The organism is Streptomyces sp. NPDC020845, from assembly GCF_044334165.1.
Lineage (GTDB): Bacteria > Actinomycetota > Actinomycetes > Streptomycetales > Streptomycetaceae > Streptomyces.
Genome location: NZ_JBIRSJ010000015.1, coordinates 127,488 through 153,694, shown reverse-complemented (window position 1 = coordinate 153,694; position 26,207 = coordinate 127,488). Strand labels below are relative to the sequence as shown.

Sequence of the window (26,207 nt, the reverse complement as noted above, 5' to 3'; positions counted from 1 at the left end):
CCCGGGTCGGCCGAGGCCGGCTGGTCCGGGTCGGCCGAGGCCGGCTGCACCAGGTGGCCACGGCTCACCGGGCCTGGCGGCCGAGGCTCACGGGATTCGGCGGCCGAGGCCCGCCGGACCCGGTGGCCGAAGGCGGCCGAAACCGGCGGATCACGCGGACGCCCGCCCGTCTGTTCGGGCGGGTGGCCGTCTATTCACGTGATCCGGATAGGCTGGCGGGATGACGCGAGAGCAGCCAACGGACGTGACCACCACATCCGGCGCCCTTGCCGCGGATTCCCGCGAGCGTGCCGTACGAGCCCTGCTGCGCCATCCGCCGCTGCGCCGCCTGTGGAGCGCCCAGCTCGTCGGCGGCACGGCGGACGCGCTGGCCGTACTGGTGCTCGTCCTGCTGTCGCTGCAGGCATCCGTTGCCACGGGCGCCTTCGGTGACGGCTACCGCGGCGCGGCCTTTGCCGTCGCGGCGGTCCTGGGCGTGCGGCTGCTGGCGACGCTGCTGTTCGGGGCGGTGCTGCTCGGTCCGCTGTCCGCGCTGGTCGGGCCGTCGGGCCCGCTGGACCGCCGCTGGACCATGATCGGCGCGGACGCGGTGCGGATGGCGCTGCTCGTCGTCGCCCCGCTGTGGATCGACTGGACCCCCGACGACGCCGTCGCCTGGTTGCTCATCACCACCTTCGTCATCGGTGTCGCCGAGCGGCTGTGGACCGTGGCCAAGGACGGCGCGGCGCCCGGGCTGCTCCCGGCCCCGCCCGCCGAGGGCGCGGCCGTCCGCCCGCTGCCGGACCACCTCGACGCGCTGCGCCGGCTCTGGCTCCGTACGAACTTCGTCACGCTGCCCATCGCCGCCGCCGCGCTGCTCGTCGCCACGCTCGTCGCCAGGCTGCTGGCCACCGGCGTCGTGTGGTTCGACGGCCACCAGGCGGCCCTGGGCTCGTACGTCGGCGCCGGGCTGTTCTCCGCGTCCGTGTCGATCCTGTACTTCGTCGAGCTGCCCAGCGTGCAAACCCCCCGCGCGCGCTCCCCCCTGGAGGGGTTGCGCCGTCCGCGCGCCGCGTCAGGCTCCGGCCCCGACAAGGGCCGCACCGGCGCCATCCCGCTGCTGGTCCTCGCCTGCGCCGCCGTCGCGGCCGCGGTGGCCGCCGCCGTGGGCGTGGCCGCGCTGCAGGCGGTCGACCTCGGCGGCGGGCCGGCCGGCTTCTCGCTGCTCGTCCTGGCTCTCAGCGGCGGCCCGGCCGTCGGCATCCGCTGGGCCCCCAAGGTTCTGCCCGGACTGTCCCGGCGTCGCCTGCTCGCGCTGGCTATCGCGCTGACCGGGTTGTCGCTGCTGGTCGCGGGCCTGGTCCACGACGCCACGACCGTGGTGCTGATCGTCGTGGTCGCCGGCGTCTCGGCGGGAATCGCCGCCAACATCGGCCACACCCTGCTCGACCAGGAGGCCGAGGAGTCCCGCCGGGCCCGTACGACCGAGCATCTGCACGCCGTCGTCCGCGTCTTCGTCGGGCTCGGCGCGGTCGCCGCCCCGCTGCTGGCCGCCGCGATCGGACCGCACCGGCTGGGCAGCGGCGACTTCGTCTTCGCCCACGGCGGCGCGGCCTTCACCCTCATGCTCGTCGGCGCGCTGCTGCTGCCCGTCGCCGCCCTCGTCCTCGGCAAGACCGACGACCGCCAGGGCGTACCGCTGCGGCACGATCTGCGCGAGGCGCTGCGCGGCGCCGACCCCGTGGAGGCACCGGCCGGGAACGGCTTCTTCATCGTCGTCGAGGGCGGCGACGGAGCGGGCAAGACCACCCAGGTCGAAGCGCTCGCTGAGTGGATAAGGGGCAAGGGCCACGAGGTCGTGGTGACCCGCGAGCCGGGCGCGACCGCCATCGGCAAGCGGCTGCGCTCGATCCTGCTCGACGTCTCCTCGGCCGGGATCTCGCACCGGGCGGAGGCGCTGCTGTACGCGGCCGACCGCGCCGAGCACGTCGACTCCGTGGTCCGCCCGGCGCTGGAGCGCGGCGCGGTCGTCATCTCGGACCGCTACATCGACTCGTCCGTCGCCTACCAGGGCGCGGGCCGCGACCTCGCCCCGACCGAGATCGCCCGCATCTCGCGCTGGGCGACCAACGGCCTCGTGCCGCATCTGACCGTGCTGCTCGACGTCGCGCCGGAGACCGCGCGGGAGCGTTTCACCGAGGCCCCGGACCGGCTCGAGTCCGAGCCCGCCGAGTTCCACCAGCGGGTACGGAACGGATTCCTGACCCTCGCGGCCGCCGACCCGGCCCGCTACCTCGTCGTCGACGCCGGCCAGCTGCCCGAGGCCGTCACCGCCGTCGTACGCCACCGCCTGGACCTGGTGCTGCCGCTGTCCGAGGCGGAGGTGAAGGCCCAGGAGGAAGCCCGGCGCAAGGCCGAGGAAGAAGCGCGCCGCAAGGCCGAGGAGGAGGCCCGCCGCAAGGCGGAGGAGGAGCGGCTGGAGCGCGAGCGGCAGGAAGCCCTCGCCAAGGCGCGCGCCGAGGAAGAGGAGCGCAAGCGCCGCGAGCTGGAGGAGGCCCGGCAGCGCGAGGCCGAGCGGCAGGCGGAGGAGGCCCGTAAGCGGGCCGAGGACGCCCGCCGGCGCGCCGAAGAGGAGCGCAAGCGCATCGAGGCCGAGGACCGGGCCCGCGCTGCCGAGGAGGAGCGGCGCCGCCGCGAGGCCGAGGAGGAGGCCAGGCTGCGGGCCGAGGCGGAGGAGCGCCGCCTGGAGGAGCAGCGCAAGGCGGAGGAGGCGCTGCTGCGGGCCGAGCAGGCCCGGCTGGCGGCGGAGGCGGGCCGGTCCCGCTCCGCGAGCACGCCGTCCACCTCCCCCGCAGAGGGTGCTTCCGCGGGTGCTTCCCCGACGGCCGGGGCTGACGCGCCGACCGTCGAGACCCCGGCCGCGGTCCCGCCGCCGGCCCCCGCCCCGGCCGACGACGCGGACACGACGGACACCGTTCAGACACCGCGCGTCGACCCCCGGAGCGCCCGCCCCGGCGAAGGGGCGGCGGACGCCGACGCGACCGCTGTGCTGCCGCCCGTGCGGCCGCAGGGCGGCTCGGACGCGGAGGAGACGGCCGTACTGCCGATGCCGCCCTCCCCGCCCGCGCCGTCCGCTCCGCCGACGGGCGCGGCCGATGAGACGGCCGTGCTGCCGCCCGTACGGGACGACCGGCCCGCGGATTCCGGCGACCCGGCCGACCGGGTGCCGCCGTGGCTGTTCCGGCCGGAGGAGCGGCAGGGTGGCCAGGGCGGACAGGGCGGTGAGCAGGGGAACGAGCGCACCCGCGAGCTCCCGCAGTTCGGCGAGGGGCAACCGCCCCGCCAGGCTGAGCCGTCCAGTCGCCCCCGGCAGCGCCGCCGCCCGGAGTGGGCGGAGGAGACCCCGCTGGACGACCTGCCGACGCTGGCCGACGAACTGCTGGGCCCGCGCGACGACGAGGACGGGCGCCGCCGCTGACCTGGTGGGGCCACCCGCGCTGTCAGGTCTTGGCAGTGCCTGTCGGTGGAGTGGACCACAATGGGATGCCGTAGGGACGAGCGGCGGAGGCGGGCATGGCGGTGTGGGACGACCTGGTCGGACAGGACCGGGTGGCGAGCCAGCTGACGGCTGCCGCGCGCGACGCGGACGCGCTGGTCACGGCCGCCGCGTCCGCCGCGTCCGCCACGTCCGCCGCGTCCGAAGGCGGGTCGGCCGGCGCCGGGAGCGAGCCGCCCGCCTCGCCCCCCGCCGCGTCGAAGATGACCCACGCCTGGCTGTTCACCGGCCCGCCCGGCTCCGGCCGTGCCGCCGCCGCCCGCGCCTTCGCCGCGGCGCTGCAGTGCGTCAGCCCTGACCGGGCACTCGGCGGCGCCCCCGGCTGCGGCTTCTGCGACGGCTGCCACACCGCGCTGGTCGGCACGCACGCCGACGTCGAGGTGGTGCGTACGGACCTGCTGAGCATTGGCGTGAAGGAGACCCGCGACCTCGTCCGCCGCGCTCAGCTCTCACCGGCCGGCGGCCGCTGGCAGGTGATCGTCCTGGAGGACGCCGACCGCCTGACCGAGGGCGCGGGAAACGTTCTGCTGAAGGCCGTCGAGGAGCCCGCGCCCCGTACGGTGTGGCTGCTGTGCGCGCCGTCCCTGGAGGACGTGCTGCCCACGATCCGCTCCCGCTGCCGGCTGCTGACCCTCCGTACGCCGCCGGTGGACGCCGTCGCCGACCTCCTCGTCCGCCGGGACGGCATCGAGCCCGGGCTCGCCGCCTCCGTCGCCCGCGCTACCCAGGGACATATCGACCGTGCCCACCGGCTGGCCACCGACGAGCGGGCGCGGGCCCGCCGTGCGTCGGTGCTCAAGCTGCCCCTGCGGGTCGACGACGTGGGCGGCTGTCTGAAGGCCGCCCAGGAGCTGATCGACGCGGCGTCCGAGGATGCCAAGCAGGTCGCGGAGGAGACCGACGCCAAGGAGACCGAGGAGCTGCGCGCCGCCCTGGGGGCCGCCGCCGGGACGGGCGGACGGCTGCCGCGCGGCACCGCCGGGGCGATGAAGGAGCTCCAGGATCGCCAGAAGCGCCGCGCGACCCGCACCCAGCGCGACAGCCTCGACCTCGCCCTGACCGATCTCGCGGGCTTCTACCGGGATGTACTCGCGCTCCAGTTCGGCTCGCGTACGGCCCTTGCCAACACCGACGTCCAGGACGCGCTGGAGCGGATCGCGGCCGGCTCCAAGCCGGAGCGGACGCTGCGCCGGATAGAGGCGGTCAGGGCCTGCCGTGAGGCGCTGGACCGCAATGTGGCGCCGCTGCTGGCAGTCGAGGCGATGACCATGGCGCTGCGCGCGGGCTGAGCCGGCGGCACCCGCGCTCACCCGTACGACTGTCCTACGAATGCGCCTCTGTCCACAGGCGTTATCCACAGGCGTGTCTGCAAATGAGCACAGAACGCGTCGATGCGGCTACGCTCCGGATATCCGACTGAACCGAGGACTGCCGATGGACATCAGCCGCAGCGCGCTCCGCGCCATCAGTGCCGCCTTCGTGGCCGTCGCCCTGCTGCTCGCCGGCTGCACCTCCGGCGCCGCCTCGCCGCGCACCCCGTCGCCGACGAAGGCGGCGACCCGGGCCGCCCTCGCGGCGTACTACGAGCAGAAGCTGAGCTGGCACGAATGCCGCGGGGGCGCGGGCTTCGAGTGCGCCACGCTGAAGGCCCCGCTGGACTACGCCCGGCCCGACGGCGGCCACGACCTGAAGCTCGCGGTGTCCCGCAAGAAGGCCGGCGGCCCCGGCAAGCGGCTCGGCTCCCTCATGGTCAACCCCGGCGGCCCGGGCGGCTCCGCCATCGACTATCTGCAGAGCTACGCGGGCATCGGCTACCCGGCCCGGGTCCGCGCCCGCTACGACCTGGTGGCCATGGACCCGCGCGGAGTGGCTGCCAGCGAGCCCGTCACCTGTCTGGGCGACAAGCAGATGGACGCCTTCACCCAGACCGACCAGACCCCCGACGCCGCCGCCGAGACCCGCAGCCTCGTCGCCTCGTACCAGAAGTTCGCGCGCGGCTGCGCGGCCCGTTCGGGCGAAATCCTCGGCCATGTCTCGACCGTGGAGGCGGCGCGCGACATGGATCTGCTGCGGGAGGTCCTGGGCGACCGGAAGCTCACCTACGTCGGCGCCTCATACGGCACCTTCCTCGGCGCGACCTACGCCGACCTCTTCCCGCGCCGCGTCGGCCGCCTCGTCCTCGACGGCGCGCTCGACCCGGCGCTGACCTCCGAACAGATCAACCGTGACCAGACCGCCGGCTTCGAGACCGCCTTCACCGCCTTCGCCAAGGACTGCGTGCGCCGGGCGAGCTGCCCCCTGGGCACCCGGGACGTCTCCCAGGCTCGCGAACGGCTCGCGGCCTTCTTCACCCGCCTGGACACCCACCCCGTGTCCACCGGCGAGTCCCGCCGCCTCGGCGAGTCGCTGGCCACCACCGGCGTCCTCGCCGCCCTCTACGACGAGGGCGCCTGGCCCCAGCTGCGCACCGCCCTCCGCTCGGCGATGCGCGGCGACGGCAGCGGCCTGCTCACCCTCGCCGACCTCTACTACGAGCGCAACGGCGACGGCTCGTACGCCAACCTCATGTACGCCAACCCCGCCGTCAACTGCCTCGACCTCCCACCCGCCTTCCGCACCCCCGCCGACGTCCGCAAGTCCCTCCCCGCCTTCCAGAAGGCATCCCCCGTCTTCGGCAAGGCCCTCGCCTGGTCCGCCCTGAACTGTGCCTACTGGCCCGTGCACCCCACCGGCACCCCCCACCCCCTGCACGCCAAGGGTGCCGCCCCCATCGTCGTCGTCGGCACCACCCGCGACCCTGCCACCCCCTACGCCTGGGCCCGCGCCCTGGCCTCCCAGCTCACCTCCGCCACCCTCCTCACCTACAACGGTGACGGCCACACCGCCTACGGCCGCGGCAGCGCCTGCATCGACACCGCCATCGACACCTACCTCCTGACCGGCACCCCACCCCCCTCCGGTAAACGCTGCACCTGACCTGCACCAACGCTGAGCACCCCGGCAGCGATCAACCCCGTACGGAGCACCCGCCGAAACTGTGTAGACTTGGCGACGCTGCTGATGCCAGTCTGGCCAGGCGGCATGCCGCCTTAGCTCAGTCGGCCAGAGCGACGCACTCGTAATGCGTAGGTCAAGGGTTCGATTCCCTTAGGCGGCTCCACTGGAACCCCAGCTCAGACATAGTCTGAGCTGGGGTTTTTCATGTAGCCGTGGCGCCTGGGCCGGGACCGGCCGGGTTACGGCGTCTGGAAGTGCCTCTTGCGGTACTCGCCCGGTGAGATTCCGTAGGCCTTCTTGAAGGCTCTGCCGAACACCGCGTCGTCTCGGAAGCCCCAGCGGGCACGGATCACGCCGACGGTTCGTCCGGGGTGGGACGGGTCCGTCAGGTCGGTCCGGCAGTGTTCCAAGCGCTGTTCTTGGAGGAAGCCGCGGACCGTGCGCTTGTCGTGGTGGAAGAGGAGGTGCAGATAGCGTACCGAGATGTGATGCTCTGCGGCGATCTGCTGGGGTGACAGGTGTGGTTCGCCGAGATTCCGGATGATGAAAGCCTTGATTTCTTTGAGGAGTTCGGACCTTCGAGGGTGAGGCGACAGCAGCCCGTGTGTCTCGGCCAGGCTCATGAGGAATGCGACCGAGAGATCGACCACGGCCGAGCCGAGCCGTTCGGTCGGAGTCGACTCAAGGCCTTCCCAATGGTCGGCGAGTCCTTCCAGGAATCGGGCCAGGATCATTCCGGGGCCGGGCCTGGGAGGTACGGGTCGGATTGTCAGGCTTTGCAGCGCATGGTCCGGTATCGGTACCGCGCCGCGGGGGAGGTTCACCACCACGGCCTGTGCCGGGCCGAGGGTCGGAGCAGGGGTCTCGAATGGCTGTGAGCCCTCGTGCAGCGTCAGGGTGCTGATTTCCGTGGTCCCTGGCCGTGGGCGGGAGGACAGGAGAGAGAGCTGCCAGGTCTCCGGAGTTGGGCTCAGGAGCGGGCGGCCTGGTCGTGGTCGTGTTGGCGTTGGTTTGGGTAGATGCACCAACGTAACGCGCACCGGGCCGAGTTCCAGGGCGCGTATCTCTTCGGCCGTCTCATGGGCCCGCCTTTCGGTCGTGGGCTCTGAAAAGGAGTCGTGCGCTATCAAGGCCGGAAGGTGCCTTTCGGTCGGCCGAGTCCTGGCCGGGGGCATGCCACAGGACGCGAGCAGTCGGGGAGATGCGCATGAGCCGGGCGTGGTGGTCGCCCGGGCGCTCGGACGTCAGCCGCGACGCGGGGCTGACCCCTACACTCTTGACCGCGCAGGGCGTCCCAGGAAGGAAAGGGGCGTCTCATGGGATGTCTTGAGACGCCGCACCAACTCCGGATGGCCGCCCGCATACGGCGCACAGGGGGGCACAGCATGGGGCAACGCAGGTCGGACACTTCGGAAGCGCCCCGTCAGGCGGCTGTCGCCCTGACCTCTTCCGCGGGACGGCGGCTGGCGGCCGAACTGCGGCGAATCAAGCAGACCTCCGGGCTGAGTTTCGCCAGGCTCGAGGCGCGCACCAATTACAGCCGGGCTTCGCTCGAGCGTTATGTCAACGGCAAGCTGTTCCCCAGCCGCGACGCCGTCGAGGACATCGCGCAAGCCTGCGGGGCCGATCCGAGGCCACTGCTGGAACTGTGGGACGACGCGCTGGAGGCCGGTGCCCAGCCGCCACCCGATATGGCAGCCCCAGCCGAAGCGGCGAATGCGCCCGCGACGGTGGCTTCTCCCAGCGAGGAGCCCGGGCGCGCCCCGCGCGCTGCTCGGCGGCGTCTGTTCCTGTTCGCGGGGCTGGGGTTGGTGCTCCTGGCCCTCGGTCTTGCCTTACTGCCGTTCAGCCCGTTGAGTCCGTTCGGCTCCGAACCGTCATCCAAGGCCGCTCCGACGAGCGGGTGCCGCGACTACCACGCGGAAATGCGCGCCTATTCCGTCGGGACGGTCTGTTGGACATCGGCCAGAGCCACGGTGACCGGATATGTGAAGAACCCGGATGGCACCGGCAAAGCGGTGGCCCAGCTGTGTATCTCCAATCAGCCGAACGTCTGCTCGCAGACCATTGATCTGGCTGCCGCGGGGCCGGGCGGCACCTCCCGTTACCGCCGGACGGTCACCCTTCCGGCCGGGCATGGGGTGTGGGTCCGCACCTGCGCGGAGGATCTGTGCACCCAATGGGACTGAAAGGAGTTTCTCCGCTACGGCCCGGGGCGTCATTGACGCCAGGCGCACGGTTTTTTGACGTCCAGTGCACTCGCATCAGCTGCGCTGACCGTTTCCTATGTCGGCGCGCATGGCCGAGCGCAGAGCGGCCATCGCGTCGATGTACGCACGGTGGGCGTCCCGCCATTCGGCGGATCCGGGGGCGTGGTCCCCTGACGTGCCGGGGTTGCCGAGGGTGACCTCCGCCCTGCCCAGGACGTTCCGCATCGACCGCAGCGAGCGGTAGGCCGTATCGGCGGCGTCGGCCACTGGCGGTGGGCCGACGAGCGCGATCTCGTAATTCAGGGACAGCAGGGAGTGGTTGCGCCAGGCGGTCCGAAGGTCGGCCTCGTCCAACGGGGTCTGCTCGCGTATGGCGAGCAGCTGTAGTTCGCTGTCGGTGTTGGTGAGGGCTTCGAGATAGCGGGCGTACAGCTGCCGCCTGAGCTCGTACTGCTGGTGTCCTCGATCACGTCTTGAGCGAACGGTCTCGCCCAGGAGCGTTGATCCGACCCCAACCACCGTGCCGAGCAGCGTGCTTATGGGCGTAGTCCAGTCCATGAGCCGTAAGCGTAGGTCGGACGCGCAGGACCAGCTCTTGGCGGCTGCGGCATGCTTGCTGCCCGACAGGCGTGAGCGAGGCAGGGAGCAACAGGCATGGGAGCGCCCGAGTCCGTCGTGGCCACCGGGACGAAGGCGGCGGGGGCTGCGCCGTCCCGGGCGCGTCGGCTGGTCAACTCGCTGGTGTGGGCCGTGTCGGTGCCGCTGATGTTCACCGTGGCGGCGTGGCTGGCGCAGTTCCCGTCGGTGGGCATCTACGTCGGAGTCGTGGTCGCGCTGGGGACGTTCGCCGCCGCGGCGTCCGTGGTGGGCGGCATCTGGCACCGGGCGGGGGCGGCGGCGCTGGTGTCGTGCGCGGGGTTCGCGTTGACGCTGTTCGCCGGGCAGGGGCTGTACGAGCTCTACATGAAGACCATGGGGGAGAAGGTGCCCGCCGTGGTCACCGAGGTCGAGTACCGCGACGAGCAGCAGTACTGCACGGTGGAGGAGACCGCCGGGAACCGCGCCGTGTATGAGATATCGCAGCAGCAGAACTGCTTCGACCACATCAAGCGGTACCAGCGCGTCACGCTCCGCAAGGACCCGATGGGGATCCTTGAACCCCGGCTGCCGGACGGGCCCGACCAGGAGGGCCAGACCGCTCTCACGCTGGCAGTCTCCGGGGGGCTGTTCGTGGTGACCGGCGCCTCGATGTTCTACGCGGGGCAGCGCAGGCGCTGACGCGCGCTGGAATACGGGGCGTACGGAACTGGAGCCCGACCCTGGGGACATTAAATGAGACAACTGGATGATGCCATTCCGCCTGCCTTTCCCATAGATCCAGCCAATCTGCGTCCGCACGCACGGAAAAATATGCGGGCCAAATGGTTGAGAACGGTTAAAATTTGCCAACGCGTGGCGCGTAATACCTCTGGCTGAAAACACCCTGACCTCTCACCAGATTCGTACATACGCTCGACGAACACATCACGGTGGGACGTCATGAGGATGACGCCCGCAGAGCAAAGGGAACGCGTTGAAGAGAAGCAAGATGTGGGCAGCGGTCGCTCTGCCTCTCCTGGTCGGCTCGGCCACCCTGACTGCCGCCCCATCGGCCGGTGCCGCCACCACGGGCACCGCCGCATGCACCCACCCGTCCTGGCGCGACGTGGACACCGGGACCGGCTACCTCCTGAACCGGGACGGCTCCGCGCCGCTGCGCAGCGGCCCGAACGCCGAGTGCTCGACGAACATCACCGTCTTCGCGGGCCGTCTCTCCTACGACTGCTACGTGGTCAACTCCGCAGGTAACACCTGGACCCACGCGAAATACGACGACACCGGGACCAGGGGCTGGATCTACGACGGCAACCTGAACGACGGCGGTGCGCAGACGCCCTGCTGACGTGATGACGTCGTGAGGCAGGGGCACCGAACGTTGCTGCCCCGCTCCCGTAGGGAGCAGGGGCGCCCCGATCGGGTGCCCCTGTCCTGCGTGCCGCGGCGAGCAGCGGAACGCCGTGACCACCTGGACCAAGGCGGCGGGGGCTCCGCCGTCCCGGCGGCGTCGGCTGCGCAACTCGCTGGTGTGGGGCATGTCGGTCCCGCTGATGTTCGCCGTGGCCGCAGGCGCCGACGGGCGCTGGAATACGGGGCGCCGACGGGCGGGTTTCCTCGCTGTGGTTGCCAGGGAGCGATTCAGACGGCTGTCGGAGGCCGTCCGGCGGTCCTCGCGGGTCGGCGGTGGGCGTCGGCGCCGGGGAGCGGGCTGCCCCGGGCATCCTGGGACGGCCGAGGACTGCAGCTGCCGTGCGTCTACGGAACCGGAGCCGGAGCCCGGAGCTGACCCGGCCCCCGACCCCGACGCCGTCTCACGGCTGCGCCGCTTCGGGGAGTCGCTGCTCCGCGGCGACCAGCGGGGACACGGCCGGGGACACGGCCGGGGCTGAGGCCGGGGACGAGGGTGAGGGCGGAGGTACGGCCGGGCGGTCGCGCGTCACAACCTCGCACAGGTCCTCCAGCGCACGCCGCGCCGCGCACGCGGGCAGCGGCGCCAGCGCCGCGCGGGCCTCTTCGGCGTAGCGGTCCGCGGCCACCCGGGCCTGTTCCAGGGCGGGGTGGGCGCGGAACCGGCGCAGCGCCTCCGCGTAACGCGTCTCGTCCGTCTTGTTGGTGAGTTCGGTGGTGAGCAGTTCGCACAGCTCACGGTCCTCGGGCGAACCGGTCGCCTCCGCCCGCGCCCGCAGATACAGGACCGGCAGCGTCGCGAAACCCTCGCGCAGGGTGGCCCCCGGGTGACCGCGCGGTACGCCTCCGGCCCCGCCGGCCTCGGCGACGTCCAGTACGTCCTCGGCCAGGCGGCAGGCCACGCCCAGCCGTTCGCCGTACCGGGCGAGTACGCCGGCGACGTCCCGCCCGGCGCCGGACGCCAGCGCGCCCAGCCGCCCGGAGACCGCGATCAGCGAGCCCGCCCTGCCCGCGAGGACTTCCAGATAGTGCTCGATCGGGTCGCGGTCGCCGCGGGGCCCGGCCGTCTCCAGGATCTGGCCGGTGACCAGTTGCCGGAACGCGTCGGCCTGGATCCGTACGGCCTCCGGGCCCAGGTCGGCCAGCAGATGCGAGGCGCGGGCGAAGAGGAAGTCGCCGGTGAGGACCGCCACCGAGTTGTCCCAGTTGGTGTCGGTGGCGGACGTACGGCGCCGGGCGTCGGCGTCGTCCAGTACGTCGTCGTGGTAGAGCGTCGCCAGGTGCGTCAGCTCGACGACGACGGCCGAGGGCACCACGCCCGGTGCGTCCGGGTCGCCGAACCGCGCGGCCAGCAGCACCAGCAGCGGCCGCAGCCGCTTGGCGCCCGCCCGCACCAGGTGCTCGGCGGCCTCGGTGATGAACGGCACATCGCTTTTCGTGGCCTCCAGCAGGCCCGCCTCGACCGCCGCAAGACCGGCTCGAACGCCGGCCTCCACCGTGCGGTCCCGCAGGCTCAGCCCCATGGGCTCGAGGAGGGTCACGGACGGGTCTCCTGTCTGTGGGCGGCTGTCTGTGGATGGCTGTCTGCGGGCACCGGTCGGCCTCACCGGCACCAGGAACGTAGCAGGGGACAGGAATATAGCGGGGTAAATGTCTCATATGCCGTCGAGCTCGGCCCGTGAGGGTTTACGGCTCCGCCGGGACGGTGGCCCGGATACGGCTGCCCTGGCCCGGCCGGCTGTCCACGTTCAGCGTGCCGCCCACTTCCCGGGCCCGCTCCCGCATGGACAGAAGGCCCAGATGGCCGGGGAAGGACCGGCGGGAGTCGAAGCCCACTCCGTCGTCGGCGACCGTCAATGTGACGGTGCCCGGACCGCTGAGCAGATGGAGGCGTACATGCCGCGCCCCCGAGTGCTTCGCGACGTTGTGCAGGGACTCCTGGGCTATCCGGTAGAGGGCGTGCTTGGCCTCCGGAGTCGTCTCCGGTTCCGCGCCGAGCGTCGCCTCGGCGGCGATGCCGTACCAGTCGCGGAGCGCCGCCACATGTCGCGTGAGCGCGGCGACCAGGCCCTCGGCCTCCAGCGTCTCGGGCCTGAGGCGGCCCAGCAGGACGCGGGTCTCGGCGATCGCGGCGTCGGCGAGCTGTCGGATGTAGTCGATCGGCTCGGCCAGCTCCGACATCCCGTCGGTGCCACAGGCAGTATCCCCGCCCGCGTTCCGGTTCAGCAGCTCGCGGGCGGTACGCGCGCCCAGGGTGATGCCGTACAGGGCCTGGGAGACCGAGTCGTGCAGCTCCCTGGACAGCCGCCGCCGCTCGTCCAAGGCGCCCTTGTCCCGCGCGGCCGCCCGCCACCGTTCGGCCTCCACCGCGCGGGCCGCGTGTCCGGCGATCCCGTCGAGGAGGGTCAGATCGAAGCCGTCGGGCCGTCGGCCGGGCGGGTAGCGGCAGTGCAGCACACCGGTCACCCGCCCCTCGCAGAGCAGCGGCCAGACCGCGCCGGTGCGGTCGTCGCGGAGCGTACGGACGACGGGGGCGGCGGAGGCGATGGCCTCCCGGACCTCCTCCGGCGCGCCTCCCGGAGCCGTCCCTTCCGGCTTCAGCAGCCGGACGGCGCATTCCGCCGCGCCCGTATGCGCCACGGCCGCGGCGGTCAGCCGGTCCAGCGTCCGCCACACGCTGTCCGCGGCAGTCCCGATGGCGGCCAGCCTCTGCAGCTGTTCCCGGGTACGGAGCTGGGCGGCCGCCAGGGCGGCGGGCGCGGCGAACCGCTTCAGCGTGCGCCGGTCGCCCGAGGTGAAGCGGCGCGGACGGCGGTCGGCCACCTCCAGGACGCCCACGGTCCGCCCGTTCACCGTCAACGGTGTGTCCAGTACGGCCGTGAGCCCGGCCGTACGCAGTGCGTGCCGCCGCGCGGCCTCCGATGGGCCGCTGGGAACGGGCGCCTCGGTGCCGTCGGCGGCCCGTACGGTCAGGGCCTCGCCGCAGGCCAGAGCATCAGCCATGCCCGGGGCGTCAGCCATGCCCGGGGCGTCAGCCATGCCCGGGGCGTCAGCCATACCTGAGGCACCGCCCACGGCCTGGCCCTCGGCGGACAGCGCCTGGCCCTCGGCAGGCTCCGCCACCAGCACCCGCGCCGCGTCCGCGCCCATGGCTTCCCGCGCCCGCCGTACGACCAGCCGCAGCAGCTCCTCACCGGGCTCCGCATCGAGGACGCGCCGCTGGATATCGGCCAGGGCGCGCCGCCGCGCCCTGGCCCGGCGTCGGACAGCGATCACGCCGACCACCAGTGGTCCCGTGTCGCGTCCAGCGGTTCGGGCGTGGTGAGCTCCCCGGCCGGCACCAGCCCCGACTGGACGGCGTACACCGCGGCTTGAGTGCGGCTGTGCACCCCGAGCTTGGTCAGGATGTGGCTCACATACGTCTTCACCGTCTGCTGCCCGATCCGCAGGTCGCGGGCGATCTCCTTGTTCGACTTGCCGCGCGCGAGCATCGTCAGGACCTCGGCTTCCCGCTCGGTCAGCTGTTCCGGCCCGCTCGGGGCCCTGACCTGGCCCATCAGCCGGGAGGTCGCGTCGGGGGAGACCTGGATCCGGCCGGCGGCGGCGCCCTTGACCGCGCTTCTCAACTCGTCGGCCTCGGCGTTCTTCAGCAGAAAGCCGATCGCGCCCGCCCGGACCGCGCCCATGACCATGGTGTCGTCGAGGGCGCTGGTCAGCGCCACGACCTCCACCTCGGGGAGGTCCTGGCGGATCTCGGCGGTGGCCGAGATCCCGTCCATGACGGGCATCAGCAGATCCATCAGGACGACGTCGGGGCACAGCTCGCGGGCCAGCCGTACGGCCTCCCGGCCGTTGGTCGTCTCGCCGACCACCTTGATGTCGTCGTCGAGACTCAGGATCATCCGCAGGCCCTGCCGGACGACCGCGTGGTCGTCGGCGATCAGAACTCGAAGTGCCACTTTGGCTCACCTGCTCACGGGACGAGTGCGGATACGGGCACATGCGGTCGGCCGGGGGCGAGCGCGCCCCGAACCGGCCGAGTCGGCCGAGCCATCCGCTCCGTTCGAGCCGCCGCTCCGCCACGGCGACGTACGGCTCGAACAGCGGCAGGGCCAGCAGCACCAGCGCCCCGGCGGCCCAGCCGCCCAGCACGTCGCTGACCCAGTGAGTGCCCAGATAGACGGTGGCGAGACCGATCGCGAGGGCCATGACCCCGGCCGCCGCGCCCGCCGCCCGGCGGTGGCGGGTCGCGAGATAGGCCAGGGTGCCCCAGACGACGACCCCGTTCGCGGTGTGGCCGGAAGGGAAGATCATCCCGCCGTGGAACAGCTCGGCCGAGCCGAGGGTGTGCGCGTAATGCGGGCCGAGGCGGCCCACGCCGAGCTTGACGGCGCCCACGCTCGCGTTGAGGAGCGCGAGGGCGAGGCCGAAGACGAGCACCGGGCGCGCGCTTCCGGTACGCCAGGAGCGCCAGCCCAGCCAGGCCAGCGCCGCCAGAGCGGTGGGGCCGCGCTGGCCGGCGATGATGAACACATCGAGCGGGTCCTGGGCCCACGGCCACTGCTTGTACGGCTTGAACATCGCCACGTGCCAGTCGAGGCGGACCAGGGGCGAGGTGGTGAACACGCCCACCGCGACCGCCGCGTAAGTCGCGGCGGCGGCCAGCAGGAGGATCCGATGGCTGCGGCGCATGGGGAGGGAACTCGGCTCGGGCCGTCCGGAATTCCCCCTAGTGGGGGTTTTGTCTCACCTGGTTGGGGTCAGCCGGGTGGGGTCGGCCGGTTGGGGTCGGCCGGTTGGGGGCAGCCAGGTGGGTCGGCCAGGTGGGGGCGGCCGAGTGGGGTCGGCCGGTTGGGGTCGGCCGGTTGGGGTCGGCCAGGTGGGGTCGGCCGAGTGGAGTCGGCCGGTTGGGGTCGGCCAATCGGGAGTCGGCGTCACTCCGGTTCCACGTGGCGGAAGCCCCAGTCGGCGGCCTTCGCGACCGCCTCCAGCTGGGACCGCACTTCCAGCTTCTCCAGGATCTTGCGCACATGCGTCCGTACGGTGGCGTAACTGATGCTCAGCCGCTCCGCGACCGCCCGGTTGTCCAGGCCCTGGCTCATCAGGGTCAGGATCTCCTGCTCGCGCGGGGTCAGGCTCTCCAGCCGCTCGGTCTGGTGGGCGGAGGATCGCGCGGTCTCCCGGTGCCGGGCCAGGACCTCGACGAGGGTGCTGGCCGGGATGAGGGTTTCGCCCTCGGCCGCCGAGCGGATGGCGTCGGCGATCTCGTCACCGCTCGCCGACTTGAGCAGATAGCCGCAGGCCCCGGCCTCCACCGCGGCCAGCAGCGCCGAGTCGCTGGCGTCCGCGCTGAGGATCACTATGGCGGTGGAGGGATCGTTGGCCCGGATCGCGGCCGCCGCGTCGGCTCCCGTGCCATCGGGCAGGCGGAAGTCGACGAGGGCCACATCGGGGCCCAGCTCTTTGGCCATGGGGACGACTTCCGCGACCGAGTCGGCCCACCCCACCACGGTCAGGTCCGAGTACTCCGCGAGCAGCGCCCACAGCCCCTCGGCCACCACCCGGTGGTCCTCGACGATCAGCACCTTGGTGAGATCGGCCGGCGCGGTCACGGTTGCGTGTCCCCTTCCGGACGGTCCAGGAGGGTCGATGCGTCCGAGCCGTTCGCCGTGTCCGGTACGTCCGGCAGATCCGGCCCGTCCCGCAGATCCTCCAGATCCGGTGCCTCGGACGACCCCGGTACGTCCAGGGAACCCAGAGAGTCGGACGGCCCCAGGGAATCCGGGAAGCCCGAGGCGTCCGCCGGGCCGAAGGGGAGCGGGCCATGGCCGGGCGTCTCGCCCAGCGGCACCCAGAACTCGACCGTGGTGCCCGCGCCCGGCGCGCTCTCGATACGGCACCAGCCGCCCGCGATCTGGGCCCGCTCCTGGATGAGCGACAGGCCCAGATGGCCGGGGCGGGACTCCACCTCGAGCGGGTTGTAGCCCTGGCCGTCGTCCACGATCCGCACCAGGCAGCCCTCGTCGAGCCCCAGCAGCTGCACATGGACCGTCTTCGCCCGCGCGTGCTTGCGCACGTTCATCAGGGCTTCCTGCGCGGTGCGGTAGATCAGGGCCATGGTCTCGGGCGGGGGCTTGGCCGCGATCCGGTCCTCCAGCCGGTATTCGACGCCGGTCTCGGTGCGTATCTGCTCCAGGAGCCCGCGCAGCGCGGCGGCCAGGCAGCCGTGCTCCAGGCTGGACGGCCGCAGGTCGAAGATCAGCTGGCGCAGCCGGCTCAGCGAGAGCTTGAGGGTTTCGTCCAGCTTCTCCATGATCCGCTGCTCGTCGGGGTCGCGCAGCCGCCGCCGCAGCTGCTGGAGCCGGAGGCTGGCGGCCGTGATGACCTGGATGGTGTCGTCGTGGATGTCGGCGGCGATACGTCCGCGCTCCGCTTCCTGGGCGTGGACGAGATGGCTGAGCAGCGCCTGGCGGTCCCGGTCGGTGATCTCCAGCAGCTCCAGGCTGCGCTCCAGGACGAACTGGGCCCGCTGCACCTCGGTGATGTCCTTGATGGCCAGCACGGTCAGCAGCCCGTCCTCGGTGCGCAGCGGGATGATGCTGACGTCGGCCGGGAACTGCTTGGCGTCGCTGCGCCGCCCGACCAGCTCCATGCTGTGGCCCAGGGGCTCCTCCGCGGAGTCGGCCCAGTCGCGCAGCGAGATGGTCAGCGGCTGGTCGGGGAGGAGCGCCTCGACGGCGCGGCCGATCAGCTGGTCGCGGTCGTAGCCGAACAGGGCCTCGGTACGGCGGTTGGCCGTCTGGATCCGCCCGGCGGCGTCCACGATCACCATCGCGTCCGGGGAGGACTCGATGACCTGCCGGAACCGACCCTCGGCCGCCCGTAGCTGGCTCAGGTCCGCGACGAAGACCACACACCGGGGCCGCCTGCCCTGCAGATGGCCGCCGCTGAACTGGGCGGGGAACTCGGTGCCGTCCCGGCGCCGGCCGGTCATCGCGGAGGGGGCGGTGAACTGCCGCCCGATCAGCTGCTCGGCGGCGGTGCGGTAGCGGTCGGGGACCAGGTCGCGCAGCCGCTTGTCCCGGAGCTCGGCCGAGCTGTAGCCGAACATGTGCCGGGCGTGTGCGTTGGCGGACTCGATCCGCCCGCGGGCGCCGACGATCAGCACCCCGCACGGCGCCTGGCCGAGCAGTTCCAGATACGACTCCTCGAGCCGGTTGCCCACCAGCTCCTCGAACCGCCAGGAGGCGCGGTCGGCCCGCCGCAGCGGCTCGGTGCAGTCGGCGACGAGCTCCCCGGCCATGGAGAACTGGTCGCGGGCGGCCCGGGTGATCGCCTCGAGTATTTCTTCGGCGGGGGTGCCCTTGACCAGGTAGCCGGTGGCCCCGACGGCGAGCATGTTGAGCACGGTCTCCCGGTCGCCGTGGGCCGAGAGGGCCACCACGCGGGCCCCGGGCACCTGCTCACGGATGGCGCGGACGCTGCTGGGCGCGTCGCCCTTGGGCATGTGCACATCCATGACCACGACACGGGGGCGGTGCTCCACCGCGGCGCGTACGGCCTGCTCGTGGTTGACGGCAAGGCCCACCAGCGCCAGGTCGGGGTGGGAGTCGACCAGGTCCGCGAGCGCTTCCCGGACCACGGGGTCGTCATCGGCCACCACGACTCGGATCCGGTCGTCGCGCATCAACCTCCACCTCCCTTGAGGACGGCACCTTGGAGCTCCAAGGTGGTCAGTTCGTCACGTCTGCAGTGCGCCAGCGACGGCATGACCGCGGCCAGCGGCGCCACCAGCACGTTGTAGTGGCCACCGATGCGGTCGCATACGGCCACCGCTGCCGCCGCGTCCCACACCGCGGCCCAGAAGGCCCAGTCGTGCCGGCCGTGTGCCCGGGCGGTGTCCAGGGCGGCGCGGCGCGCCACGGAGGCGGCGACCAGGATCCGGTACTGCTCCTCGTCGGACGTGGTGCGATGGACCTCAGCCCACCCCTCGGCGCGGGTCTGGCTGGAGGTCTGCTTCCACAGATCGGCCACGCGGTCGATCTCCTCCGGGGAGAGGTCCTCGATGTGGGTGAGGAATTGTAGGACTCTTCGAGAATTCGGGCCGAAAATAACACTCATAGGACACTCCAGGACATGCATGGTACAACTATGGAACACCGGGCTTGTCTGTGACTGTCCCTGGCCGGCCCCCCCGGCCTGTGCGCACACGTGCCTAGTGCCCCTGGCCCTGGCCACTCGTGTTGTTGATGCCGGCCTTGGCGACCCCGCCGCTCTTGGAGCCGATGAGCTTGAAGGACACGCCGTTCTCGTCGGCCGTGGTGATCCGGTACGAGCCCACGGCCGCCGCCTTGCCCCGGCCGTCGACCTGGAAGACGGCGATCTTCCGCCCGGAGACGCTGCTGCCGTTGCCGGCGTAGACCGTCACCGTCTCGTTGGGCGCGAACCCGGAGCAGTAGAAGCTCAGCGTGGTGCCCGCCTTACCGCCGAAGGTGCTGGGCTCGGCGCTGGGGGAGTACGGCAGCACGGTGAAGCCCGAGCGGACCACGGCCCGGCTCTGGTCGCCGATCGCCGTCAGGCTCTGCCTGCCCTTCAGCCCGAACGGCACGTCGAACGCCACGTCGCGGATCTGGCCGAAGGAATTGGCCTGTGTGGTGAAGGCGGGGAGACCGCTGGTGGCGTTGATGTAGACCAGCACCCGCTCGTTCGGCGCGAACCGATTCCCCGACAGCCTGATCCGCTGTCCGGCCTTCAGCGCGTACGGGGAGGACTTGATCGCCGGGTACAGGCTCAGCATCTGGAACGGCGCGGTGGCCGTGGTCTTGCTCTGCTGGCCGACCAGCACCAGGGTGCTCTGGCCCGTCGGGGCGACGCCGACCCGGATGTCGGCCCGGCCCACCCCGCCCGAGCCGTCGGTGCGCAGCCTGGCGACGGGGGTGCCGGTGGTCCGGCCCCAGAAGACGTTGATCTGCTCGCCCGGCTTGAAGCCACGGGCGCTGATCGAGACCACGTCGCCCGGCCGGCCGACCATCTTGTTGATCCGCGCGGTGCCTATCGCGCCGCCGCTGATCAACTCGGCCTTGGCCGACCGGCCGCCGCCGCGCTGCTGTGCGACCAGCGTGCCGGGCCTGCCGCCCAGCGACTCCGGCATGGTGAAGTTCGCGTAGAGCGAGCCGTGCTTGTCGGTGCGGACCGTGCGGATGGCGCGGCCCTTGGTGCCCGACCGCTTGGTCGTCAGCAGCAGGTCGACCGTGCTCTTGGGGGCGAAGCCGCCGCCTTCGACGGACGCCTTGCCGCCGGGGGCGACCAGGCCCGGGTTGATGACGATGATCGGGCCCGAGGCCTGCGGGACCCGCTGGTTGCCCAGCTTGATGGTCTTGGGCTTCTTCGTCGGGACGACCTCCTGCTGCTGCTGGGTGTCGCTCTTCTTCTGGCCGCCTCCGCCGCCGGATGTGTTGAGGGCGTTCCCGAGGCCGCCGCCCGCGACCATCTTGACCAGCGATCCGACGATCGCGATGGCCACGATGCCCAGCAGGACCGTCTTCCAGGAGACCCGCCTGCGCTTCCCCTCGCCGGTGCTCGGCTCCCCCGGAGAGGCATCGGAGGTTCCGGAGGCATCGGAGGCATCGGGGGCATGTGAGGCCTTGGAAGCCTTGAAGGTCTTGCGGGTCCTGGTGGTCTTGGCGGACTTGGTGGCGCGCCTCGGCGGGGGCTCGTCGTAGTCGGCGTAATCATCGGCGTAGTCGTCGCCGGAGCCGTCGTAGTCGTCGTATTCGGCGTACTTGTCGTATTTCTCGTCGTCGCCGTATTCGCCGTAGTCGTCGCCCCCGCTGTCGTTCCTGCCGCCTCCGTCGTCCCCGCGCTGCCCGTCTGCCTCACGGGTGTCGTAGTTTTCGTCGTACTCTTCGTACTCGTCGTAGTCGTCGTACTCGGGCATGGCCTTCACCTCCTCTTCCGGCGGGCTATTTGTTCACCCGATAGATTTCCAGCCTGATGCCACCCCGGATGTCCGCCCATACCCTTTCCGAATTCCGTAGCGCCGCCAGGATCCAGTTCTCCCGGCCGTCGCCGTTGTTGCGGTGAATTGCGTTGCGCATCTTGTTGGACATGATGATGTAGTCGACGTTCTGCCATCTCTTACGGAAGAGCTTGTCCCGCAGGGCAGGGTCGGACGAGGCGTTCCAGTGGGAATGCGCGTACGGGTAGACCGGATGCACGTCATGCAATTCACCCCACATGTCGTCGTCCATGATGATGCGCGCCTTGGGCGAGACGTGCTTGCGTACCCAGGCGATCTGTGCCAGCTGCATATGGGTCAGGGCCAGCTTGTGCTGGTACTGGTCCGCGACCGCGACGCGGCCCTCGGTGTTGACGGTCAGGACATATCCGGTGGAGGGCGAGGCGAGCAGCATGACGGCGAGCAGCGCTGGCACCGCTATCCGCACCTTGGAACTCGCCCGACCGAGCACCTTGCGGAGCACCGGACGCCTCAGCAGTCGATCCGTGACCATTCCGATATTCATGGCGAACATCGGAATCAGCGGCGTGATGTAGAAGTCCAGCACCACGCTGCCGCGCAGCAGATAGAAGGCATATCCGAAGCCCAGCGTCCCGGCGACGAAAAACCCCAGATCCCGCCGGTGTTTCCGCATTCCCCACCACAGGCTGATGACCGTGGTCGCCATTCCTGCCAGCAGCAGGAACGAGTCCCGGGGCAGCCAGCTTGTGTACAGCAGGCCGTGGTGGTTGAGCAGGCTGCCCTGACTGCGGTTGATCTGCCACCACAGGGTGTAGAGCAGCGAGACGTGGTCCGCCGGCGGGTTGGCCAGGTCGAAGTCGAGCCCGCTGGGCATCAGCTCGTTCTTGAGCAGGGCGTAGGTGACATACGCGCCGACCGGCGCCGCCGCGGCGAATGGCCACAGCGCGCGGGTGAACCGCCGGCTCGCGGAGCCCTGGATTCTTCGATAGAGCAGATACATGAAGGTCGGGGCGAAGAAGAGCGCGTTCTCCTTCGTGATCAGCGCGATCCCCAGGGCGATCCCGCCGGCGAACGCGGATCTGATAGTGGTCTCGCGGCGCAGCAGGGCGTACAGGGCCAGCAGCATCCAGAAGATCATCAGGTTGTCCAGCAGCACCTGACGCTGGTAGTAGACCGAGATCGGCGAGAGGTTGAAGAAGAACGCGGCGATGGTGGCGGCCAGCACGGTGCCGGACAGCCTCCGGGTGACCTCGAAGAGCAACACGACCGAGGCCAGGTGCACCAGCAGCATCAGGAACCGGCCGGTGTTGATCGCGTTCCCGAATGCCTCGAACTGCTTCGGCAGCGGGAACGCCCAGCCGGCCAGCGTGATCCAGCCCGCCGGGGCGTGGTCGTAGTCGTAGGTGTACGGGGACAGCCGGGTCTCCCGGACCAGCGACCAGGCCCGCTGCATATAGATGCCCTCGTCGGTGAGGTACAGCGGATAGCGGAACAGGTGGTAGCCGTGGCTGAGCAGCCCGGTGAGGACGGAGAAGAGCAGCGCCAGCCGACCGTTGCGGCCCAGCTTGGGGAAGATCCCGCGCTCGACTGACAGCAGGGGCGGGCGCCTCCGCCGGGGGCGCGGCGGGGGCTCGTCGACCGCGACCGGGCGCCGGGGCCGGGTGGGGCGCTGGGGACGGTCGGGACGGTCGGGACGGTCGGGGCGCGGCGGTCGGTCGGCGCGCTGGGGGCGATCGGACCGGTCCGGCCGGTCAGGTCGGTCGGGTCGCCGGGGTCGGTCGGGGCGCGGCGGTCGGTCGGGGCGATCGGGGCGCGGCGGTCGATCGGGACGCTGGGACCGTTCGGGGCGCTGGGGCCGCTCAGGTCGGTCAGGCCGGTCAGGTCGGTCAGGCCGCGGCGGCCGGTCGGGCCGCTCAGGCCGTCGGGGCCTATCGGGCCTATCGGGCCGATCGGGACGCTGGGGTCGCTCAGGCCGAGAGGGCCGCTCGGGCGACTGAGACCGGTCAGGCCGCGGAGGCCGATCGAGCTCCTCCGGACGCGCAGGCCGCTCCGGACGCGCAGGCCGCTCAGGCCGTTCAGGCCCCTCCGGACGCGCAGGCCGATCGGTCCGCTCCAGGCGAACGGGTTCCGGAGGCTTCGGGGGCTCCGGAGGCTGCGGGTGCAGCGGAGGCGTGGGGTCATGCGACACGGGAGTCCGCCTCCTCCGTAGCGGCCCGGTGGGCGCCGACGTGCTGGGTCTTCTCCCAGTCGTGGCGGCCGAGCAGTTCTCGCCGCATGGCGCGCACCGCGGCGTAGGCGAGGACCATTTGGAAGGGGAACCAGGAGAGCGCCATCTTCACGAGCGTCCCCGGTGTGGCTTCGAGCCCATGGGCCCCGGTGAACTCGTACAGTCCGACCGCCTGGACCAGGAAGTGCGCGCACAGCAGCAGGACGGGCAGATAGGAGAAGAGCGCGATCAGCACGGGCACCTTGAGGACGAGGATCATCCCCAGGGAGATCGGCAGATACAGGCCGAGCAGCGCCTGGCCGTGCGGGAACGCGAGGACGTAGAAGGCGAGCCACCGCTGTTTGCGGGTGGGCATCTGTTTCCAGGTGCCCTTCTTGAGGGTCTGCATGAACCCCTGGCTCCACCGGGTGCGCTGCCGGATGAAGTGGCCGAGGGTCGGTGGCGTCTCTTCCTTGGTCACATAGCGGTCGTCGTAGACCACGCGCACCCGCTCGCCGCTGGCCGACACCCGCAGGCCCAGGTCGGCGTCCTCGGTGAGGTTGCGGTCGTCCCAGCCGCCGAGCTGGATCAGCAGCTCGCGGGCGAAGAAGACGGTGTTGCCGCCGAGCGGAATGGATCCGAAGTGGGCGTGGTAGTGCAGCCGGCTCTTGAACCAGAAGAAGTACTCCAGGACGTTGAGCGTGGAGTACCAGTTGGAGTCGAAGTTCATCAGCTGGACGCCCGCCTGCACCACCCGCACCCGCTCCTTGAGCATGACCGTGTTGACCAGCAGAAAGATCTCGGGGTGGATGTCGTCCTCGGCGTCGAAGATCGTCACAACGTCGTGAGTGGTGTGCGGCAGGGCCACGTTGAGCCCGTGGGGTTTGTTGATGGGCTTGTCGTCGAAGACCACGACCTGGACGTTCTCCAGACCTTCCCGGTCCAGCTCGGCGATTTTCTCTTCCGCCTTTTTGATCGTGCCGGTGTCGTCCTGCGAACAGATCACGAAGACCTCCAGCAGTTCGGCCGGATAATCGGCCCGCACCACCCGCTCGATGGTGGTCTGGATGACGTCCTCCTCATGCCGTGCGGGCAGCAGCACGCTGAAGGAGAGACGCGGGCGGACAAAGCGGTCCGGGGCCCTGGCTTTTCGCTCGGCGTCCGTCCGGTCCCAGGTGTAGAGCATCAGATAGAGCACATGGGCCGACTGAACGGTCAGCAGTACGGAGACCAGGACGAGGCCCAGATAGATGATGGGGATCATCGGCCCTGCCTCCCCCAGACCCAGCCCGCGCTGGCGGCGAAATTGGCCGCGAACGCGGCGGCGATACCGATGCCGTTCGCCAGCAGGAGATGGATTCCCAAGCGTTCCAGCAGCCAGACCGCCATGACGTTGACCGCGAGCCCGCCGAGTACGGACACATTGAATTTCAGAAACCGCCGGAGCGACGGGGTGGAAACCGCGAAGGTCCATCGGTCGTTGAGCAGATAGTTGTGGACCACGGCGAGCTCCACCGCGACCGGGGAGGCCGCGAGCAGCGGCCAGTGGGCCCAGCGGTAGAGCGCGAAGAGAGTGACCGTGTTCACCAGCACGCCACCCACGCCGACGACCGCGAATCGCAGAACCAGGCCGCTCAGGGCGGCCAGCGGGCCGCTCATCGAGCGCGTTCGAAAGAACACTCCTTTTCGCTTACGGGTGTTGCCCACCCGTTCGCTCGGGTCGCGGTCGCTGGTGCGATCGCTGAACGTTCCGAAACGCTGCATCGCGACTCCCTACGCAGGAGGCTCTTTCGCCGATGTCAGTCCAAGAGTGCTCCCCGGGATTTCGGAGGACATCACGCCTTCGGGGGAGGGTGGACTCCACCTTCGGTGGAGCGGCTTTCTCCCCCGTTTTGGGGAGGCCCGGAAACCGCGCCTGCAACTGGTCCCCCAAAAAGGGGAGCGGTAGGTCACCCGCCCGCGGGTGTCCGCACCGCGGAGACCCGCAGAAGATGAGACGGCCAGGCGTCCGCCCACGGCCTCGCGTCCCACTGGGATGAAGGTAGGTGACGTAATGTCAGGTCACGTGATGTTGCACCGTTCATTTGCCGCCCGGACCGGGGCCGTTATCGCCCTGATGGCGCTCTCACTCGCCCCCTCCGCGGCGATCGGTGTTCCTCAGCACGTTCCTCAGGACGTTCCTCAGGATTCCGATTCCGGAGCGATGCACGATTCCGAATGGGCGCTGACCGCGCTGCAGGCCAAGAAGGCATGGAAAATCAGCAAGGGCGCCGGGGTGACCGTCGCGGTCATCGGCACCGGCGTCGACGCCTCCCACCCGGATCTGCGCGGGCGGGTCCTGGCCGGCAAGGACTTCGGGGACGGCCCCAGCGGCACCGGCACCCGCGACCAGGGGGACGCGATGGAGCAGGCCACCCACGCGGCCGGGATCATTGTGGGGACCGGCCGCAACTACCGGGGCAACGGGCTGCTGGGTCTTGCGCCCCAGGCCCGGGTGCTGCCGCTCGGGGTCTACGAGGACCGGAAACCGCTGGTCGACGCCACCGCCAAGGCCATCCGCCACGCGGTGAGCCGCGGCGCGAAGGTCATCGATGTGGCGGTGTCCTTCAAGAAGCCGAACGCCGCGCTGCGGTCGGCGGTGACCTATGCGATCGGCGAGGACGCCGTGGTGGTCGCGGGCGCCGGCGACAACGGCAAGGACGGCAACCACCCCACCTACCCCGCCGCCTACCCCGGGGTGGTCTCCGTCGTGGCGACCGACGAGAAGGGCGCCGTGTGGACCGACTCGCACCACGGCGGGGGCGTGACCCTGGCCGCGCCCGGCGTCTCCATCCTGACCACCGCCCCGAACAAGGACTACTGGACCGGCGCGGGCACCGGCTACGCCGCGCCATGGGTCGCGGCCGGCGCCGCGCTGCTGCGCTCGGAGCACCCGCGCTGGACCGCGGGCCAGGTCGTACAGAAGCTGATCGACACGGCCGACCGCAAGGGGTCCTCGGGGCGTGACCCGCGCTATGGCTTCGGGCTGATCGCCCCGGCCAAGGCGCTGGCGGACCGCGCCGCACCACCCGCCTCCACCAGTCCGCCCGGCTCCGCGCGGACGGCCCCCAAGTCGGACCGCGAGCACTCCGCGGCCGGGTCCGAGGAGGGATCGGCGCTGGTGGCGATAGGAGCGGTGGCGGGGGCCCTGGTGGTGCTGGCCGTCATCGCGGTCTTCCTGATCAGCCGCCGCAAGCCTCCGCCGAACAACTCGGACAGCTGAACGGTGGGCCCGGC

20 protein-coding genes, 1 tRNA gene and 1 pseudogene are annotated in these 26,207 nt (G+C 71.3%); 9 read left to right on the top strand and 13 right to left on the bottom strand.

Translation table 11 applies throughout. The annotated features are described in order from the left end of the window. The first annotated feature begins 220 nt into the window (after nt 1–220). From tmk to ACH4U7_RS36265, 4 genes are all read left to right on the top strand, one after another. Nucleotides 221–3,457 carry a dTMP kinase gene (gene tmk, locus ACH4U7_RS36280; RefSeq protein WP_398532035.1) on the top strand — a complete coding sequence of 1,079 codons (3,237 nt, stop codon included), beginning with the start codon at nt 221–223 and terminating at the stop codon, nt 3,455–3,457. 95 nt (nt 3,458–3,552) lie between these two features. Beyond that, on the top strand, nt 3,553–4,824 hold the full coding sequence (locus ACH4U7_RS36275) for a DNA polymerase III subunit delta' (RefSeq protein ID WP_398532034.1): 1,272 nt from the start codon (nt 3,553–3,555) through the stop codon (nt 4,822–4,824). A 145-nt stretch (nt 4,825–4,969) separates the two neighbouring features. Further along, on the top strand, nt 4,970–6,511 hold the full coding sequence (locus ACH4U7_RS36270; protein WP_398532033.1) for an alpha/beta hydrolase: 1,542 nt from the start codon (nt 4,970–4,972) through the stop codon (nt 6,509–6,511). 107 nt (nt 6,512–6,618) lie between these two features. Next, nucleotides 6,619–6,695, top strand: a tRNA-Thr gene (locus ACH4U7_RS36265). 76 nt (nt 6,696–6,771) lie between these two features. On the opposite strand, the gene ACH4U7_RS36260 is transcribed toward ACH4U7_RS36265, so the two are convergent. Continuing rightward, the gene (locus tag ACH4U7_RS36260) at nt 6,772–7,266 is read right to left on the bottom strand and encodes a helix-turn-helix domain-containing protein (protein ID WP_398532032.1); all 495 of its coding nucleotides are present in this window, start codon (nt 7,264–7,266) and stop codon (nt 6,772–6,774) included. A gap of 651 nt (nt 7,267–7,917) precedes the next feature. Here ACH4U7_RS36260 and ACH4U7_RS36255 point away from each other — a divergent pair. Then, the gene (locus tag ACH4U7_RS36255) at nt 7,918–8,721 is read left to right on the top strand and encodes a helix-turn-helix domain-containing protein (RefSeq protein ID WP_398532031.1); all 804 of its coding nucleotides are present in this window, start codon (nt 7,918–7,920) and stop codon (nt 8,719–8,721) included. 75 nt (nt 8,722–8,796) lie between these two features. On the opposite strand, the gene ACH4U7_RS36250 is transcribed toward ACH4U7_RS36255, so the two are convergent. Continuing rightward, nucleotides 8,797–9,300, bottom strand: coding sequence for a hypothetical protein (locus tag ACH4U7_RS36250; RefSeq protein ID WP_398532030.1), 504 nt, complete (start codon nt 9,298–9,300; stop codon nt 8,797–8,799). 96 nt (nt 9,301–9,396) lie between these two features. Between ACH4U7_RS36250 and ACH4U7_RS36245 the strand changes: the two genes are divergently transcribed. Beyond that, nucleotides 9,397–10,020 (top strand): hypothetical protein, encoded by a 624-nt coding sequence (locus ACH4U7_RS36245; RefSeq protein ID WP_398532029.1) that lies wholly within the window; start codon nt 9,397–9,399, stop codon nt 10,018–10,020. A gap of 295 nt (nt 10,021–10,315) precedes the next feature. After that, nucleotides 10,316–10,684 carry an SH3 domain-containing protein gene (locus ACH4U7_RS36240; protein ID WP_385626816.1) on the top strand — a complete coding sequence of 123 codons (369 nt, stop codon included), beginning with the start codon at nt 10,316–10,318 and terminating at the stop codon, nt 10,682–10,684. Between the two features lie 466 nt (nt 10,685–11,150). On the opposite strand, the gene ACH4U7_RS36235 is transcribed toward ACH4U7_RS36240, so the two are convergent. The 9 genes and pseudogenes from ACH4U7_RS36235 to ACH4U7_RS36195 all read right to left on the bottom strand — a co-directional run bounded on the left by ACH4U7_RS36235 (nt 11,151) and on the right by ACH4U7_RS36195 (nt 22,178). Continuing rightward, nucleotides 11,151–12,287, bottom strand: coding sequence for a polyprenyl synthetase family protein (locus tag ACH4U7_RS36235; protein ID WP_398532028.1), 1,137 nt, complete (start codon nt 12,285–12,287; stop codon nt 11,151–11,153). A 145-nt stretch (nt 12,288–12,432) separates the two neighbouring features. After that, the gene (locus tag ACH4U7_RS36230; protein ID WP_398532193.1) at nt 12,433–14,022 is read right to left on the bottom strand and encodes a GAF domain-containing sensor histidine kinase; all 1,590 of its coding nucleotides are present in this window, start codon (nt 14,020–14,022) and stop codon (nt 12,433–12,435) included. Further along, a complete protein-coding gene (locus tag ACH4U7_RS36225) occupies nt 14,019–14,705 on the bottom strand; it encodes a response regulator transcription factor (RefSeq protein ID WP_014178459.1) in 687 nt (228 codons plus the stop codon). Before ACH4U7_RS36225 ends, ACH4U7_RS36230 begins: the two co-directional genes overlap by 4 nt. A gap of 199 nt (nt 14,706–14,904) precedes the next feature. Further along, nucleotides 14,905–15,327 (bottom strand): annotated as a pseudogene (locus ACH4U7_RS36220) (phosphatase PAP2 family protein); the annotation flags it as partial. Between the two features lie 353 nt (nt 15,328–15,680). Further along, a complete protein-coding gene (locus ACH4U7_RS36215) occupies nt 15,681–16,358 on the bottom strand; it encodes a response regulator (RefSeq protein ID WP_398532027.1) in 678 nt (225 codons plus the stop codon). Continuing rightward, complete coding sequence (locus ACH4U7_RS36210) at nt 16,355–18,433, bottom strand: PAS domain S-box protein (RefSeq protein WP_398532026.1); 2,079 nt, start codon at nt 18,431–18,433, stop codon at nt 16,355–16,357. The genes ACH4U7_RS36215 and ACH4U7_RS36210 overlap by 4 nt, the downstream gene beginning before the upstream one ends. After that, entirely contained in the window at nt 18,433–18,867 is a 435-nt protein-coding gene (locus ACH4U7_RS36205; RefSeq protein WP_043487370.1) for a hypothetical protein, read from the bottom strand. Before ACH4U7_RS36205 ends, ACH4U7_RS36210 begins: the two co-directional genes overlap by 1 nt. 94 nt (nt 18,868–18,961) lie before the next feature. Then, nucleotides 18,962–20,683, bottom strand: coding sequence for a hypothetical protein (locus ACH4U7_RS36200; protein ID WP_398532025.1), 1,722 nt, complete (start codon nt 20,681–20,683; stop codon nt 18,962–18,964). A gap of 25 nt (nt 20,684–20,708) precedes the next feature. Further along, complete coding sequence (locus ACH4U7_RS36195) at nt 20,709–22,178, bottom strand: ArnT family glycosyltransferase (RefSeq protein ID WP_398532024.1); 1,470 nt, start codon at nt 22,176–22,178, stop codon at nt 20,709–20,711. 216 nt (nt 22,179–22,394) lie between these two features. Between ACH4U7_RS36195 and ACH4U7_RS36190 the strand changes: the two genes are divergently transcribed. Further along, complete coding sequence (locus ACH4U7_RS36190; protein ID WP_398532192.1) at nt 22,395–22,934, top strand: DUF4573 domain-containing protein; 540 nt, start codon at nt 22,395–22,397, stop codon at nt 22,932–22,934. Here ACH4U7_RS36190 and ACH4U7_RS36185 read toward each other — a convergent pair. Together ACH4U7_RS36185 and ACH4U7_RS36180 are read right to left on the bottom strand one after the other, a co-directional pair. Further along, nucleotides 22,903–24,195, bottom strand: a complete 1,293-nt coding sequence (locus ACH4U7_RS36185) for a glycosyltransferase (protein WP_398532023.1) — start codon at nt 24,193–24,195, stop codon at nt 22,903–22,905. The two genes, ACH4U7_RS36190 and ACH4U7_RS36185, sit on opposite strands and share 32 nt — an antisense overlap. After that, nucleotides 24,192–24,695, bottom strand: a complete 504-nt coding sequence (locus tag ACH4U7_RS36180) for a GtrA family protein (protein ID WP_398532022.1) — start codon at nt 24,693–24,695, stop codon at nt 24,192–24,194. The genes ACH4U7_RS36185 and ACH4U7_RS36180 overlap by 4 nt, the downstream gene beginning before the upstream one ends. A 439-nt stretch (nt 24,696–25,134) precedes the next feature. Here ACH4U7_RS36180 and ACH4U7_RS36175 point away from each other — a divergent pair, with 439 nt between their 5' ends. Then, nucleotides 25,135–26,193 carry a S8 family serine peptidase gene (locus ACH4U7_RS36175; RefSeq protein WP_398532021.1) on the top strand — a complete coding sequence of 353 codons (1,059 nt, stop codon included), beginning with the start codon at nt 25,135–25,137 and terminating at the stop codon, nt 26,191–26,193. Nucleotides 26,194–26,207: the final 14 nt, after the last annotated feature.

Bases quoted from the DNA above. Each gene is read 5' to 3' on its own strand.
- tmk (WP_398532035.1), top strand. From the start codon at position 221: ATGACGCGAGAGCAGCCAACGGACGTGACCACCACATCCGGCGCCCTT.
- ACH4U7_RS36275 (WP_398532034.1), top strand. From the start codon at position 3,553: ATGGCGGTGTGGGACGACCTGGTCGGACAGGACCGGGTGGCGAGCCAG.
- ACH4U7_RS36270 (WP_398532033.1), top strand. From the start codon at position 4,970: ATGGACATCAGCCGCAGCGCGCTCCGCGCCATCAGTGCCGCCTTCGTG.
- ACH4U7_RS36260 (WP_398532032.1), bottom strand. From the start codon at position 7,266: ATGATCCTGGCCCGATTCCTGGAAGGACTCGCCGACCATTGGGAAGGC.
- ACH4U7_RS36255 (WP_398532031.1), top strand. From the start codon at position 7,918: ATGGGGCAACGCAGGTCGGACACTTCGGAAGCGCCCCGTCAGGCGGCT.
- ACH4U7_RS36250 (WP_398532030.1), bottom strand. From the start codon at position 9,300: ATGGACTGGACTACGCCCATAAGCACGCTGCTCGGCACGGTGGTTGGG.
- ACH4U7_RS36245 (WP_398532029.1), top strand. From the start codon at position 9,397: ATGGGAGCGCCCGAGTCCGTCGTGGCCACCGGGACGAAGGCGGCGGGG.
- ACH4U7_RS36210 (WP_398532026.1), bottom strand. From the start codon at position 18,433: ATGCGCGACGACCGGATCCGAGTCGTGGTGGCCGATGACGACCCCGTG.
- ACH4U7_RS36205 (WP_043487370.1), bottom strand. From the start codon at position 18,867: ATGAGTGTTATTTTCGGCCCGAATTCTCGAAGAGTCCTACAATTCCTC.
- ACH4U7_RS36200 (WP_398532025.1), bottom strand. From the start codon at position 20,683: ATGCCCGAGTACGACGACTACGACGAGTACGAAGAGTACGACGAAAAC.
- ACH4U7_RS36195 (WP_398532024.1), bottom strand. From the start codon at position 22,178: ATGCAGCGGGCCTGGTCGCTGGTCCGGGAGACCCGGCTGTCCCCGTAC.
- ACH4U7_RS36185 (WP_398532023.1), bottom strand. From the start codon at position 24,195: ATGATCCCCATCATCTATCTGGGCCTCGTCCTGGTCTCCGTACTGCTG.
- ACH4U7_RS36180 (WP_398532022.1), bottom strand. From the start codon at position 24,695: ATGCAGCGTTTCGGAACGTTCAGCGATCGCACCAGCGACCGCGACCCG.
- ACH4U7_RS36175 (WP_398532021.1), top strand. From the start codon at position 25,135: ATGCACGATTCCGAATGGGCGCTGACCGCGCTGCAGGCCAAGAAGGCA.